At 70.1% G+C, this 14,645-nt stretch carries 11 protein-coding genes and 2 pseudogenes; 2 read left to right on the plus strand and 11 right to left on the minus strand.

Features of this window, described 5'->3' with window-relative positions; translation table 11 throughout:
- Positions 1 to 116: 116 nt before the first annotated feature.
- Positions 117 to 1,880, minus strand: a complete 1,764-nt coding sequence (locus tag NQ706_RS10145) for a proline--tRNA ligase (protein ID WP_150112761.1) — start codon at positions 1,878 to 1,880, stop codon at positions 117 to 119.
- Between the two features lie 93 nt (positions 1,881 to 1,973).
- Between NQ706_RS10145 and NQ706_RS10150 the strand changes: the two genes are divergently transcribed.
- A complete protein-coding gene (locus NQ706_RS10150) occupies positions 1,974 to 2,600 on the plus strand; it encodes an AIM24 family protein (protein WP_338032951.1) in 627 nt (208 codons plus the stop codon).
- A 75-nt stretch (positions 2,601 to 2,675) separates the two neighbouring features.
- Here the strand turns inward: NQ706_RS10150 and NQ706_RS10155 are convergent, their stop codons facing one another.
- The 9 genes and pseudogenes from NQ706_RS10155 to NQ706_RS10195 form a co-directional block, all read right to left on the minus strand.
- Positions 2,676 to 3,473 carry an acyl-CoA dehydrogenase family protein gene (locus NQ706_RS10155; RefSeq protein WP_404360877.1) on the minus strand — a complete coding sequence of 266 codons (798 nt, stop codon included), beginning with the start codon at positions 3,471 to 3,473 and terminating at the stop codon, positions 2,676 to 2,678.
- Positions 3,449 to 3,553, minus strand: a pseudogene (locus NQ706_RS10160) (hypothetical protein); the annotation flags it as partial. The pseudogene NQ706_RS10160 and the gene NQ706_RS10155, both read right to left, overlap by 25 nt.
- Positions 3,522 to 4,355 (minus strand): annotated as a pseudogene (locus NQ706_RS10165) (acyl-CoA dehydrogenase family protein); the annotation flags it as partial. The pseudogenes NQ706_RS10165 and NQ706_RS10160, both read right to left, overlap by 32 nt.
- A gap of 155 nt (positions 4,356 to 4,510) precedes the next feature.
- Entirely contained in the window at positions 4,511 to 4,915 is a 405-nt protein-coding gene (locus NQ706_RS10170) for a hypothetical protein (protein ID WP_038568757.1), read from the minus strand.
- Between the two features lie 122 nt (positions 4,916 to 5,037).
- Positions 5,038 to 5,973, minus strand: coding sequence for a DUF4081 domain-containing GNAT family N-acetyltransferase (locus NQ706_RS10175; protein WP_038568759.1), 936 nt, complete (start codon positions 5,971 to 5,973; stop codon positions 5,038 to 5,040).
- Between the two features lie 7 nt (positions 5,974 to 5,980).
- Entirely contained in the window at positions 5,981 to 7,138 is a 1,158-nt protein-coding gene (gene ispG / locus NQ706_RS10180) for a flavodoxin-dependent (E)-4-hydroxy-3-methylbut-2-enyl-diphosphate synthase (RefSeq protein WP_038568762.1), read from the minus strand.
- Between the two features lie 47 nt (positions 7,139 to 7,185).
- Entirely contained in the window at positions 7,186 to 8,508 is a 1,323-nt protein-coding gene (locus tag NQ706_RS10185; RefSeq protein ID WP_038571180.1) for an RIP metalloprotease, read from the minus strand.
- Positions 8,508 to 9,695, minus strand: a complete 1,188-nt coding sequence (dxr, locus tag NQ706_RS10190) for a 1-deoxy-D-xylulose-5-phosphate reductoisomerase (protein WP_038568764.1) — start codon at positions 9,693 to 9,695, stop codon at positions 8,508 to 8,510. The genes NQ706_RS10185 and dxr overlap by 1 nt, the downstream gene beginning before the upstream one ends.
- Positions 9,696 to 9,824: 129 nt before the next feature.
- Positions 9,825 to 11,204, minus strand: a complete 1,380-nt coding sequence (locus NQ706_RS10195; RefSeq protein ID WP_038568766.1) for an L-serine ammonia-lyase — start codon at positions 11,202 to 11,204, stop codon at positions 9,825 to 9,827.
- 112 nt (positions 11,205 to 11,316) lie between these two features.
- Here NQ706_RS10195 and NQ706_RS10200 point away from each other — a divergent pair, with 112 nt between their 5' ends.
- Positions 11,317 to 12,567 (plus strand): trans-acting enoyl reductase family protein, encoded by a 1,251-nt coding sequence (locus tag NQ706_RS10200; protein WP_038568768.1) that lies wholly within the window; start codon positions 11,317 to 11,319, stop codon positions 12,565 to 12,567.
- A gap of 168 nt (positions 12,568 to 12,735) precedes the next feature.
- Here NQ706_RS10200 and NQ706_RS10205 read toward each other — a convergent pair whose 3' ends face one another.
- Positions 12,736 to 14,643 (minus strand): propionyl-CoA synthetase, encoded by a 1,908-nt coding sequence (locus NQ706_RS10205; RefSeq protein ID WP_038568771.1) that lies wholly within the window; start codon positions 14,641 to 14,643, stop codon positions 12,736 to 12,738.
- Positions 14,644 to 14,645: the final 2 nt, after the last annotated feature.

Below are 14,645 nucleotides of genomic sequence, written 5' to 3' on the forward strand. Positions count from 1 at the left end.
AACGTCTCTCAGTTCGTGACCGCCGCGCCCGCGCCGCTCGTGACCGGGGCGGCGGCCGTTCGACGCGCGAGAGCCACCACGTCGGGCCGTGGTGGCTCTCGTGACGCAGGGTCGGATCAGGCGCCGCGCACCTCGGAGAGCACCTCGGCCGCCACCTCGTCGACGGCGACGTCACGCGAGGTGCCCGAGCGGCGGTCCTTGACCTCGATCGTGCCGTCGGAGAGGCCACGCCCGAGCACGACGATCGTCGGGACGCCGATGAGCTCGGCGTCCTTGAACTTCACGCCGGGGCTGACCTTCGGACGGTCGTCGAACAGGACGCCGAGCCCGGCCGACTCGAGGTCGGCGACGACCTGCTCCGCCTTCTCGAAGACCGCGGCGTCCTTGCCCGTGGCGACGACGTGGACGTCGAACGGCGCGATGTGACGCGGCCAGATGAGGCCCTTGTCGTCGAGGTTGTCCTCAGCGATGGCGGCGACGGCGCGGGAGACGCCGATGCCGTAGGAGCCCATCGTCACCGTCACGAGCTTGCCGTTCTCGTCGAGCACCTTGAGCCCGAGCGCCTCGGCATACTTCGTGCCGAGCTGGAAGATGTGACCCATCTCGATGCCGCGCGCGAGCGTCAGGGGGCCCGAACCGTCGGGGGCCGGGTCGCCCTCCTTGATCCGCGCCGCCTGGATCGTGCCGCCGGCGGTGAAATCGCGGCCGTGGACGAGGTCGATGACGTGCTTGCCGCTGACGTCGGCGCCCGTCACCCACGCCGAGCCCTCGGCGATGCTGGGGTCGAGCAGGTAACGGATGCCGGAGGCCTTTTCCTCGCCGAGCACGCCCGGGCCGATGTAGCCCTTCGCGAGCATCGGGTAGGCGGCGAAGTCCTTCTCCTCGAACGCCTCGACGTCAGCCGGAGCGACCTGAGCCTCGAGGCGCTTGGCGTCGACCTCGCGATCGCCGGGCACGCCGATCGCAAGCGGTTCGCGCGTGCCGTCGGGGTGGACGAGCATGACGATGACGTTCTTCAGCGTGTCGGCAGCCGTCCACTCGCGTCCGTCGTCGCGCGGGTGATTCGCGTTGAGGGCCGCGACGAGCGTCTCGATGGTCGGGGTCTCGGGGGTGTCCTCGATGTGTGCGGGGCCGACGCTCACCTCGACGGGCTCGGCCTGCGGCACGACGACGGCCTCGACGTTCGCCGCGAAACCGCCGGGCGAGCGGACGAACGTGTCCTCACCGTGGCGGCTGACGGCGAGGAACTCCTCCGACGCCGAACCGCCCATCGCACCCGAGTCGGCGTGGACGACGACGTACTCGAAGCCGAGGCGGTCGAAGATCTTGACGTACGCGCCGCGGTGCTTGGCGTAGCTCTCCTCAAGGCCCTGCTTCGTGTGATCGAAGGAGTACGAGTCCTTCATGATGAACTCGCGCCCGCGCAGCAGGCCGGCGCGCGGGCGGGCCTCGTCGCGGTACTTCGTCTGGATCTGGAACAGCGTCGTCGGCAGGTCCTTGTAGCTCGAGAACATGTCCTTCACCGTGATGGTGAACATCTCCTCGTGCGTCGGGCCGAGGAGCATGTCGACGCCCTTGCGGTCCTGCAGGCGGAACAGGTTGGGGCCGTACTCGTCCCAGCGGTTCGTCGCCTCATAGGGTTCGCGCGGCAGCAGCGCGGGGAAGCTCAGCTCCTGCGCGCCGATGGCCTCCATCTCCTCGCGGACGATGGTCTCGACGTTACGCAGCACCTTGAGCCCGAGCGGCAACCACGTGTACACGCCGGGCGCGGCGCGTCGGATGTAGCCGGCGCGCACGAGCAGCTTGTGGCCCGGCAGCTCGGCGTCCGCCGGATCCTCGCGAAGCGTTCGCAGGAACAGGTTGGACATGCGCTGGGCCACGGTCTCTCCTCGGGTCGTGTCGCGGTCGCTCCGCGTGACTCGGCCCCACAATATCCCGGCCCGCCCAGGGCGTGCACGGCCCGCATCCACCCGATGCTCGGGCCGCGAGGCCTTCCTGAGATCCATGCAGATTCGACTGCGTCACAATCCGTCCTTCGCCGTCTCCCGTCTCCTGCGCACTCGCCCGGCGTGCAGATCTCCAGCAAGGCCGCCAGCGGCGGCATCATGAAGGGGCTCAAGCGCTCCGTGCTCTGCGGTGAGTCCTTCTTCTCGACGACGTACACCGCCCCCGCCGAGGGCGGGTGGGTCGACATCGCCGGCGTCCTGCCCGGCGACATGTTGCCGCTCGAGACCCAGCCCGATCGCCCCTGCTTCGTCATCAGCGGCAACTGGATGGCCAGCAGTGAGGGCATGGAGGTCACCTCGCAGTTCGGTGGCATGAAGAACCTCTTCGGCGGCGAGGGCGGCTTCGGCCTCGAGGCCAGCGGTCAGGGCCTCAGCGTCTACGGCGCGGTCGACGTCACGGACCTCGCTCCGGGCGAGCGTGACGTCATCCACACCGGGCACGTCATCGCCTACGACCTGGGGATGCAGTTCACAACGCGTCGGGCCGTCGAAGGACGCTCGATCCAGTCGATGAAGTCCGGTGAAGGGCTCGTTTCGACTTCGTCAGGCCCGGGCGCGTGCTCCTGCAGTCACGCAACCGCAGGCGTTCGCTGAGTGGGCCGCCAAGCTCATGCCCTCGACGAACGAGCAGGGCGGCCACGGCGGGCTGTTCGACTGACCGCCAGGGGGTCAGGGCCGCGGCGTCGCGCGTCGGGCGATGGCGGCGCTCGCGGCCGACGTGCCGAGGGTGCCGAACACGCCGCCCCACTCCCCCTGCACGCGGCTCGCGATGAACGCGTCGCTGACGCTCGACGGCGCGCTGCGCAGCAGCAGGCTCGCCTGGAGGACGACGGCCATTCGAGCGCTGATGTCGCGGGCGCGGTACTCCGCGTCGTCGGGCGTCAACGACACGACGTCGGCGAGCACCTGTTTCGTCGCGACGTCGAGCCCGGGGTGGTCGCCGCGGGTCACGTCGAGCTCGCGGCTGAAGGCCTCGAACGCCTCCGGCGAACGCGTCAGGGCGCGCAGGACGTCGAGGGCGTTGACGCTGCCCGAGCCCTCCCAGATCGAGTTGAGCGGCGACTCGCGGAACAGCAGCGGCATGCCCGACTCCTCGACGTACCCGTTGCCGCCGAGGCATTCGAGGGCCTCGGCGACGTGCATCGGCGTGCGCTTGCACACCCAGAACTTCGCGAGCGGCAGTGCGAAGCGACGGAACGCGCGCTCGTGCTCGCTGCCGGGATCGCCTGATTCGATACGGTCGACGCTCGCCGCGAGGCGCATGCCGAGCGCCGTCGCGGCCTCCGACTCGATCGCGAGATCGGCGAGGACGTTCTGCATCGCGGGCTTGTCGGCGAGGACGCCGCCGAAGGCCTGACGGCGCGCGGTGTACCAGGCCGCCTCGCTCGTCGCGCGACGCATGAGCCCGGCCGAGCCGAGGACGCAGTCGAGCCGCGTCGCGCTCACCATCTCGATGATCGTGCGCACGCCCGCACCCTCGTCACCGAGGCGGGTGGCGTAGGCGTCGTGGAACTCGAGTTCGCTGCTCGCGTTGGAGCGGTTGCCGAGCTTGTCCTTGAGCCGGACGATGCGCAGCGCGATGCGAGTGCCGTCAGGGTGCACGCGCGGCACGACGAAGCAGGTCAGCCCGCCGGGAGCCTGCGCGAGGACGAGGAACAGATCGTCCGTCGGCGCGCTCGTGAACCACTTGTGCCCGCGCAGCGAATAGACGGCGGCGCCGTCGTCGTCGAAACCCGACGGGGTGGCCTCGGTGACGTTGGTGCGCACGTCGGAGCCGCCCTGCTTCTCCGTCATCCCCATCCCCGCGAGCAGCCCCTCCTTGCTCGCCGCGGGCAGATCGCCGGGCTCGTAGACGCTCGCCGCGAGGCCGTCGGCGTAACGCTGCGTCAGCGCCTCGTCCGCGCGCAGGGCGGGGACGGCGGCATAGGTCATCGTCAGCGGACAGACGTGCCCGGGCTCGACGCCGGACCACGTGATGAAGCCCGCTGCCCGCCGCAGGTGAGCGTCCGCCGACGCGTCCTGCCAGGGCACGCCCGCGAGACCGAACTCGACGCCGCGGCGCATGAGCCAGTGCCAGGACGGGTGGAACTCGACGGCGTCGATACGTGCACCGAACCGGTCGACGGCGCGATGCCGCGGCGTGAACGTGTTCGCAGCCATGCCGTGTTCGCGAGCCTCCTCGCTGCCGGCCATGACACCGAGCTCGCGCAGGGGGCCGAGAACGTCGGCATGCTCGTGCGAGGCGAACGCGCTCGCCGCGTCCTTGAGCGCCTCGTCGACGTCGACGGCGTCGAACCCGGCCATGACTTCGGCCTGATTGGTTGGTGTGAGTGCGAACACGTCAGTCATGCCGCCACTGTAGATCGCCGGCCCGGTGCCCGGGCGGCGTCTGCGCGCAGGAGTCTACGCCGACCGCACGGCGCGGGCCCATCAGTCCGGCGCGAACCGACACCCACCGTGACGGTGACCCGCGCAGGGCGCACGGTCGGCCTTGCGAACCCTCGTCAGCGGCGAGCGATGTCGAGGCTCGCCTTGATGAGCGGCCACTGCGCCGGGACCCGCGCGAGCATGCCGGCGAGGCGCGCCTGCTTGCCCGGCGTGGAGCGGCGTCGGACGCTCGCTTGCGCCTGACGCGCCATCTCGACGTTCGCGGGCAGCACGGCGACGAGCAGGGCGGCGGAGGCGTAACCCGCGGCTCGGCGCGTCGCAGGGTTGACGAGACCCACGGCGCAGACGAGTTCGGCGACACCACTGAGGTAGACGAGTTCGCGCGCCTTGGGTAGCTGCGGCGGAATGGTCGGCTCGAACACCTGCGGGCGCACGAGGTGCGTCACGCCGGAGACGACGTACGCGCCGACGAGCCCGCGCATGAGGGGCGGAAGTTCACGAAGACCGGTGACTGGATTCATGCCCCCCACCCCATCACATCGCCCTGACAACGCCGTTGAAACGGGTCGAAGTGCGGGGGCAGGGCGCTCGTCCCGTCGAGGAGCGGCGCCACCGCCGGCGTCTTCGGAACGGCGCCGCCGCATCAGAGGATGACGGTCGCGAACGTCCCGACGCGTTCGAACCCCGCGCGTTCGTACGCTCGCAGGGCGGGGGTGTTGTACCCGTTGACGTAGAGGCTGACGGTGGGCGCGAGCTCCGCCTCGACGAGGTCGACGACGCGCGCCATGCACGGTGCGGCGAGCCCGCGGCCGCGCCAGGCGGGGTCGATCCACACACCCTGAATCTGTGCCACGCCAGAGGCGAGCGATCCGACGTCGGCCTTGAACCGTACGCGCGCTCCGTCCATCAGGACGAAGGTGCGCCCACCCATGACGAGGCGCTGCACCCCGGCGCGGTAGCCCGCGGCGCTGCCGACGTAGGGCGCGTAGCCGATCTCCTCGGTGAACATCGCCGCGGCCGCAGGCACGATGGCGTCGACCTCGTCGAGCCGGGCGACGCGCACGCGCGGTTCGGGCTCGATGCCCTGACGCGCGCGCGCCTCACGCGCGGCGACCATGAGCGGCTGCTCGGGGCGGAACGAGCGCGCCGGCGCGTACGAACGCGACACGAGCTGCCACAGCGGCAGCACCTGCTCGGCCGGCCCGAACAGCGAACTGACGCGGCGTCGCGCACACTTGACGCGGGCCGCGTAGCGTTCCAGATCGTCAGGGCTCGCCTCGACGGGGACCAGATTCGCCGACGCCCACAGCATCGAGCGCAGCGGCCGTTGACTGGACTCGAGCGAGCGAGCGCCGCCTCGACCCAGCCCGTCGGCGTCGAACCCCGAAGCGTACGCCCCTGCCGCGAGTGGCTGGCCAACGTCACCGTCGAGACCGAAGGCAGCGCTCGTCGAACCGAGCGCGCCCTCGTCGAGGCGGGCGGCGACGAAGACGTTCGTCACCGGGTCGAGGTCGCACAACGCCCGCGCGGCGGCGCGGTCGCCGGCGTCGAGGGCTCGCACCCCCGAACGTCGCAGCATGCCGGCGTCAGCCGACCGAGACGGTGGGGCCGGCGCCTTCGGCGCCCGCGTCCTCGCCCATCTCCTCGGCGATGCGCATCGCCTCCTCGATGAGCGTCTCGACGATCTGGCTCTCCGGCACCGTCTTGATGACCTCACCCTTGACGAAGATCTGGCCCTTGCCGTTGCCGGAGGCGACGCCGAGGTCGGCCTCGCGCGCCTCACCGGGGCCGTTGACGACGCAGCCCATCACGGCGACGCGCAGCGGCACCTCCATGCCCTCGAGGCCCTTCGTCACCTGCTCGGCGAGGGTGTAGACGTCGACCTGCGCGCGCCCGCAGCTCGGGCAGCTGACGATCTCGAGCTTGCGCGGCTTGAGGTTGAGCGACTGCAGGATCATGTTGCCGACCTTGACCTCCTCGACCGGCGGGGCCGAGAGGCTGACGCGGATCGTGTCGCCGATGCCGCGGCTCAGCAGCGCGCCGAACGCGGTCGCCGACTTGATCGTGCCCTGGAACGCGGGCCCGGCCTCGGTCACACCGAGGTGCAGCGGCCAGTCGCCCCGCTCGGAGAGCATCTCGTAGGCGCGCACCATGACGACGGGGTCGTTGTGCTTGACGGAGATTTTGAAGTCGTGGAAGTCGTGCTCCTCGAACAGCGACGCCTCCCACACGGCCGACTCGACGAGCGCCTCGGCCGTCGGCTTGCCGTACTTCTCGAGCAGTCGCTTGTCGAGCGAACCGGCGTTGACACCGATGCGGATGGAGACCCCGGCGTCCTTCGCCTCCTTGGCGATCTGCTTGACCTGATCGTCGAACTTGCGGATGTTGCCCGGGTTGACGCGCACACCCGCGCACCCCGCCTCGATCGCCGCGTAGACGTACTTCGGCTGGAAGTGGATGTCGGCGATGACGGGGATCTGCGCCTTGCGAGCGATGGCGGGCAGCGCCTCCGCGTCGTCCTGGCTCGGGCACGCGACACGGACGATGTCGCACCCGGTGGCCGTCAGCTCCGCGATCTGCTGGAGCGTGGCGTTGATGTCGGTCGTCGGCGTCGTCGTCATCGACTGCACCGAGATGGGGGCGTCTCCCCCGACCTCGACCTTGCCGACCTTGATCTTGCGCGTCTTGCGACGAGGAGCGATGACCGGCGCGGGCGCCGAGGGCATACCGAGAGAAACCGACATGAGCCCATCCTACGACTGCCGCGCGACGCCCTGGGCCGGGCCGAGACTCATCGGATGGTGATGGGTTTCACGACGTCGGCGTAGATGAGCAGCACCGACATCCCGATGAGGACGAGCGAGACGGCGTACGCGACCGGCAGCGCCTTCGTCACGTCGACGTAGACGGGGCCGGCGACGCCGCGCGCCCGCGCGATGGGCCGCTTGATCGCCTCCCACAGCGCACCCGCGATGTGGCCGCCGTCGAGGGGCAGCAGCGGGATGAGGTTGAACACGAACAACGCGAGGTTGAGGGAGGCGAGCAGGTTGAGCAGCAGCAGCACCTTCTGGCCGAGTTCGACCTTCGACGACTCGGCGACGTCGCCCGCGATGCGCGTCACCCCGACGACGGAGATCGGCCCGTTCGGATCGCGCGCCTCGTCGCTGAACGCCGCCTGCGCGACGCCCTTCATCTTCTCCGGGATGTGCAGCACGACGCCCGCCGTCTGCTTGATGCTCGTGCCGAGCATGCCGGGGACAGCACCCGGGCCCTGACGCTGCAACGTGTACTGACCGATCGACAGCCCGACGTACCCGGCGTCGATCATGACGTTCTGGCCACCCGCGTCGGTGACGGGGTTGCCGTCGGCGTCGAGCTTCGCCACCTTCGTCGTCTTCGGCGTGACCTGCAGCGTCTGCTGCCGGCCTTCACGCTCGACGACGAACGGGATCTTCTCGCCGCCGTGCGCGCGGATGACGCGGGTCGCCTCGAGGTTGCTGTTCACCTTCTGCCCCGCGACCGAGATGATGACGTCATCGAGCTTCAACCCGCTCGAGGCCGCCGGCGCCTCCTGCCCCGTCGGGCACTTCTGACCGGGTTCGACCTTCGTCAGGCACGTCGTCAGCGACGTCACCTTCGTGCCGGTGAGCTTCGGCAGGCCGACGCCGCACACCATGACGGTCATGACGACCGCAGCGATGACGAGGTTCATGAACGGCCCACCGAACATGACGGTGACCTTCTGCCACGTCTTGAGCTTGTAGAAGACGCGGTTCTCGTCACCGGGGCGCAGCTCCTCGAAGGTCTGCTCACGCACCTCGTCGGCGAGCTGGCTGAACCGACCGGTCGACGAGGCGCGCACGGAGCCGTCCGGGTCGCCCGCCTTCGGCGGGTACATGCCGATCATGCGCACGTAACCGCCGAGCGGGATGCCTTTGACGCCGTACTCGGTCTCGCCGCGCTTCTTCGACCACAGCGTCGGGCCGAAGCCGATCATGTACTGCGGCACGCGGACGCCGAACTTCTTCGCGGGCACCATGTGCCCCATCTCGTGCAGCGCGATCGAGGCAGCCACGCCGACGATCATGAACAGCACCCCGAGGACGAACAGCATCAGCGCAGCCCCTTCTCGACCAGCGTGTGCGCGGCGCGGCGCGCCCATGTCTCTGCGGCGAGGACGGCGTCGACGTCAGGTTCGCCGCTCTCGGGCGCGTGCTGGCCGACGACCTTCTCGACGGTCTCGACGATGTCGAGGAAGCCGATGCGCCCACCGTGGAAGGCCTCGACGCACTCCTCGTTGGCCGCGTTGTAGACGGCCGGGTACGTCGAGCCCGCCTCGCCCACCTGACGGGCGAGGCGAACGGCGGGGAACGCCTCGTCGTCGAGAGGTTCGAACCGCCAGTCCATCGCCTTCGTCCAGTCGATCGGTGTCTCCACGCCCGCGATGCGGTGCGGCCAGTCGAGGCCCATCGCGATCGGCACGAGCATCGTCGGCAGGCCGAGCTGTGCGACGACGGCGCCGTCGACGAACTCGACCATCGAGTGGATGTACTGCTGCGGGTGCACAACCGTCTCGACACGATCGATCGGGATGTCGAACAGCAGGTGCGCCTCGATCACCTCGAGGCCCTTGTTGACGAGCGTCGCCGAGTTGGTCGTGATGACCTTGCCCATCGCGAAGTTGGGGTGCTTCAGGGCTTGTGCGGGTGTGACGTCGGCCAGCTCGGCGCGGCTCATGCCGCGAAACGGCCCTCCACTGGCGGTGACGACGAGTTTGCGAACCTCGTCGTGCGTACCGGAGGTGAGCGCCTGCGCGATGGCCGAGTGCTCCGAGTCGACGGGCACGATCTGCCCGGGCCTTTCGAGACGCTTGACGATCGGGCCACCGACGATGAGCGACTCCTTGTTCGCGAGCGCCAGCGTGCTGCCCGCCTCGAGCGCTGCGGTCGTCGGGCGCAGACCGATCGAACCGGTGATGCCGTTGAGCACGACGTCCGCGCCGACGCTCGCGACTTGCACCGACGCGTCGTCGCCACTGACGACGCGGCTGACAACCTGCTTGCCCGCGCCCGACGCCGCATCGGCGATGAGCGTCTCGAGCCGCGCCGCGTCACCGGAGGCGATACCGACGAGCTCGACGTCGAACTCGACGGCCTGACGCGCGACGAGCTCGAGGTCACGCCCGCCGGAGCTGAGCGCGACGATGCGGAAGCGCTCGGGGTTGTTCCGCGCGATCTGGCACGCCTGGGTGCCGATCGAACCGGTGGAGCCGAGCAGGGAGACGGTTCGCTGGGTGGTCACGCCCCCATTGTGTACGAGACGTCTGACAACCGCCCCCGAGGCCGCTGCGACGAACCATCGCGCACGACGCGAGGCGTCGTCACTCAGCGCCTCAGTGAGACGCGGTGACGGCCGCCGCTCGCCCGGACGTCAGCACTCGATGACGTTGACGGCCAGCCCGCCGCGTGCCGTCTCCTTGTACTTGACGCTCATGTCTCGGCCGGTCTCGCGCATCGTCTTCATCGCCTGGTCGAGGCTGACGGTGTGCTTGCCGTCACCGCGACGCGACAGGCGAGCGGCGTTGATCGCCTTCATCGAGGCGATCGCGTTGCGTTCGATGCACGGGATCTGCACGAGCCCGCCGACGGGGTCGCACGTCAGGCCGAGGTTGTGCTCGATGCCGATCTCGGCGGCGTTCTCGACCTGCTCGGGGTTGCCGCCGATGACCTCGCACAACGCACCGGACGCCATCGCGCACGCCGAACCGACCTCGCCCTGGCAGCCGACCTCGGCGCCCGAGATGGAGGCGTTCTCCTTGAACAGGATGCCGATGGCCGCAGCCGTCAGCAGGAACCGGACGATGCCGTCCTCATCGGCGCCGGGGACGAACTTGACGTAGTACTTGAGGACGGCGGGGATGATGCCGGCCGCACCGTTCGTCGGCGCGGTGACGACGCGGCCGCCCGCGGCGTTCTCCTCGTTGACGGCCATGGCGAACAGGTTGACCCAGTCCATGACATCGAGCGGGTCGATCGGGTAGCCGGGCTCGACCTGCTGCTGCAGCGCACGGTGGATGGCGGGGGCGCGGCGCGGCACCTTGAGCCCGCCGGGGAGGGTGCCCTCGGTCGAGAAACCGTTGGTGATGCACTGATCCATGACCGACCACAGGTGCAGCATGCCCGAGCGCACCTCCTCCTCGGTGCGCCACGACAGCTCGTTGCGCATCATGACCTCGCTGATCGGCAGACCCGTGCGCGCACAGATCTCGAGCAGTTCCTTGCCCGTGTTGAACGGGAACTCGACGGGCGTCGTGTCTTGCACGACACGGTCGGCGCCGAGCGCGTCCTCGTCGACGACGAACCCGCCTCCGACGGAGTAGTAGACGCGCTCGAGCAGCACCGATCCGTCAGCGCCGAGCGCCCGAGCGATCATGCCGTTCGGGTGCCCGGGCAGCGTCTTGCGGCGGTGCAGGACGAGGTCGTCGCCGTCAAGGGGCACCTCGCGCAGGCCGCCGAGCAGAAGGCGGTGGGTCTCCTTGACCGCGTGGAAACGCGCGTCCGCGGTGTCGGTGTCGACCGTCTCCGGGTCCTCACCCATCAGGCCGAGGACGACCGCCTTGTCGGAGCCGTGCCCGTGGCCGGTCTGCCCGAGCGACCCGCACAGTTCGACCTGGACGCGCGCGACGTCGTCGAAGAGCCCTGCCTCGCGCAGGGATTCGAGGAACCGCCCCGCGGCTCGCATGGGACCGACGGTGTGGGACGACGAGGGTCCGATACCGATCGAGTACAGTTCGAATGCACTCAGCGCCATGCCACACCATCCATCATGCGGACAGATTCGCACACAATGTGGCCACACGAGTAATCGAGGCCCCCCTCAGGTATGTGGGCAGCGCAGGTGACTCACCGGTAGCCTGCGGAGCATGACTGATACGACGCGAGAATTCGACATCGTCCTCTACGGCGCAACCGGGTTCGTCGGCCAGCTCGTCGCGAAGCACCTCGCCGAGCACGCGCCGAATGACATCCGCATCGCCCTCGCCGGACGCACCGCCTCGAAGGTCGAGAAGGTGCGCGACGACCTGAGCACCGAGGCCGCAGCCGCCGCCGGTTGGGGCATCGTGACAGCCGACTCCGGCGACGAGGCGTCGCTGCACGCCCTCGCGAACCGGGCACGCGTCGTCATCTCCACCGTCGGCCCGTACGCGCGCCACGGCCTGCCGCTCGTCGGCGCCTGTGCCGAGGCCGGCACCCACTACGTCGACCTCACCGGCGAGGTGCTCTTCGCCCACGACTGCATCGACCGCTACGACGCGACGGCCCGCGCGAACGGCGCACGCATCGTCAACTCGTGCGGCTACGACTCGGTGCCCTCCGACCTCGGCGTCTTCCTGCTCGCCCAGACGGCGCGTGAAGCCGGTGACGGGGAGCTCACGGCGACGACCGAGTACGCGTCGATGAAGGGCGGCATGAGCGGCGGGACGATCGCCTCGGCGATGCAGCAGGCCGACGACATCGCGGACGACCCCGCTCGCCGCAAGATCGCCGGCGACAAGTTCTCCCTCTCCCCCGACCGCTCGCGCGAGCCGAACGGCGAGTTCAAGGACTCGCTGTCGGTGTGGTACTCCGACGACGTCGACGCGTGGGTCGCGCCGTTCCTCATGGCCTCCTACAACACGCGCATCGTGCGCCGCAGCAACGCGCTGCTCGGCCACGCGTACGGCTCGGGTTTCCGCTACCGCGAGGTGATGAAGGCCGGCAAGGGCGTCAAGGGTCGCGCGATGGCGTACGCCGTCGCGGGTGCGCTGGGGGCGGGCTTCGGCGCGATGGGCGTCAAGCGTCTGCGCCCGCTGCTCGAACGCGTCGTCCCCGCGCCGGGCAGCGGCCCGAGCGAGGAAGCGCGCGAGGAGGGCTTCTTCCGCATGGACATCCGCTCGACGACGACGAGCGGCGCCCGCTACCGCTCGATCGTCTCCTCGCAGGGCGACCCGGGCTACAAGGCGACGGCCGTCATGCTCGGCGAGGCGGCCGTGACGCTGGCGCTCGGCGACCTGCCGACGCTGCCCGGCGAGGCGGACGGCGGCGTTCTCACGCCCGCCGTTGCCCTCGGGGCGCCGTACGCCGAGCGCCTGCGTCAGCACGGCGTGACGCTCGAGGTGACGAAGCTCGGCTGATTTCGAAAGCTCGGCTGAGTTCGAGTGACGTAGCGTTCGTCCCCGGCACCGATGCGGTGCCGGGGATGAACCGTTCTCGGCATGCGCCGAGATCGGCAGCCGCCGCGCCGAGGTGCAGCACCAGCTCGTCATAGCCGGCGCGGACGACGCCGCGCGGCGTCGCGAACGTCACGAGTGGTGGCGCAGCACGTCACCGAGAGCGTCGAGGACGCTGGCATCCTCGATCGTGCCGGGCACCTGGGGCGTCTCACCGTCGGCCATCTGGCGCATCGTCTTGCGCAGGATCTTGCCCGATCGCGTCTTCGGCAGGGCCTGGACGACGTCGACGTCGCTGAGGGAGGCGAGCGCCCCGACCTCGGCGCGCACGCGCGCCTTGAGTTCGTCGCGGACGGTGAGCAACTCGTCGTCGGTGTACTCCCGCCCGGCCTTGAGCACGACGAGCGCCCGCGGCACCTGGCCCTTGAGCTGGTCGGCGACCCCGATGACGGCGCACTCGGCGACGGCGGGGTGCCCCGCGAGCGCGGCCTCGAGGGCGCCCGTCGACAGGCGATGCCCCGCGACGTTGAGCACGTCGTCGGTGCGGCCCATGATCCACACGTACCCGTCGTCGTCGATGTAGCCGCTGTCGCCGGTGAGGTAGTAGCCCTCGAACGCGGACAGGTAGGAGCTGACGTAGCGCTCGTCGCCACCCCACAGCGTCGCGAGCGTACCGGGCGGCAGCGGCAGCTTGAGGCACACGGCGCCCTCGACGCCTGGTTCGACGGGCGAGCCGTCGGGCGCGAGCACCTGCACGTCGTAGCCGGGCAGGGGCTTGGTCGCCGATCCGGGCTTCGGCGCGAACGACTCGATGCCGACCGGGTTCGCGACGATGGGCCACCCCGTCTCCGTCTGCCACCAGTTGTCGACGACCGGCACCCCGAGCTTGTCGTGCGCCCAGGCGTAGGTGTCGGGGTCGAGGCGCTCGCCGGCGAGGAAGAGCGTCCGCAACGACGACAGGTCGTGCTCGGCGATCAACGAGCCGTCCGGATCCTCCTTCTTGATCGCGCGGATCGCCGTCGGCGCCGTGAGCAGGCCCGCGACGCCGTACTGCTCGACGATGCGCCAGAACGCGCCGGCGTCCGGGGTGCCGACGGGCTTGCCCTCGTACAGCACCGTCGTCAGGCCCGCGAACAGCGGCGCGTAGACGATGTAGGAGTGGCCGACCACCCAGCCGACGTCGCTGGCCGTGAACCACACGTCACCGGCCTCCATGCCGTAGACGTGCTTCATCGACCACGTCAGGGCCACGGCGTGGCCACCGTTGTCACGCACGATGCCCTTCGGCCGCCCCGTCGTGCCGGAGGTGTAGAGGATGTAGAGCGGGTCGGTGGCCGCGACGGCGACGCAGCCGGCGGGCTGCACCGCACCGGGCGCCATGACCTGCGCCCAGTCGAAGTCCTTCTCCCCCAGGCTCGCCTCGCACTGCGGGCGCTGCACGATGACGCAGTGCCCCACCTCGTGCGACGCGCGGGCGAGTGCCGCGTCGAGCATCGGCTTGTACTCGATGACGCGGGTGCGCTCGACGCCGCAGCTCGCGGACAGCACGACCTTGGGCTGGGCGTCGTCGATGCGTGCGGCCAGCTCGGTGGGCGCAAAGCCGCCGAACACAACCGAGTGCACCGCCCCGATGCGGGCGCAGGCGAGCATCGAGATGACGGCCTCCGCGATCATCGGCATGTAGATGACGACCCGGTCGCCCTTCTCCGCCCCGAGCGCCTGGAGCACCCCGGCGAGGCGGGCGACCTCGTCGAGCAGTTCGGCGTAGGTGTACGTGCGGCTCGTGCCGGTGACGGCGCTGTCGTGGATGAGCGCCGGCTGATCGGCGCGGCCTGCGATGACGTGCCGGTCGAGCGCGTTGTAGCAGGTGTTGAGCCGCGCGTCGGGGAACCAGCGGTACAGCGGGGCGCTCGAGGCGTCGAGCGCCCGCTTGGGTCGGGTGATCCAGTCGACGCCGCTGGCGGCCTCGAGCCAGAACCCCTCGGGGTCGTCCAGGCTGCGCGCGTGGAGTGAGGCGTGGTCGAACGTGACGTCGGTCATAC

This window comes from Dermacoccus sp. BD5 (genome assembly GCF_044878485.1).
Classification (GTDB): domain Bacteria; phylum Actinomycetota; class Actinomycetes; order Actinomycetales; family Dermatophilaceae; genus Dermacoccus; species Dermacoccus nishinomiyaensis.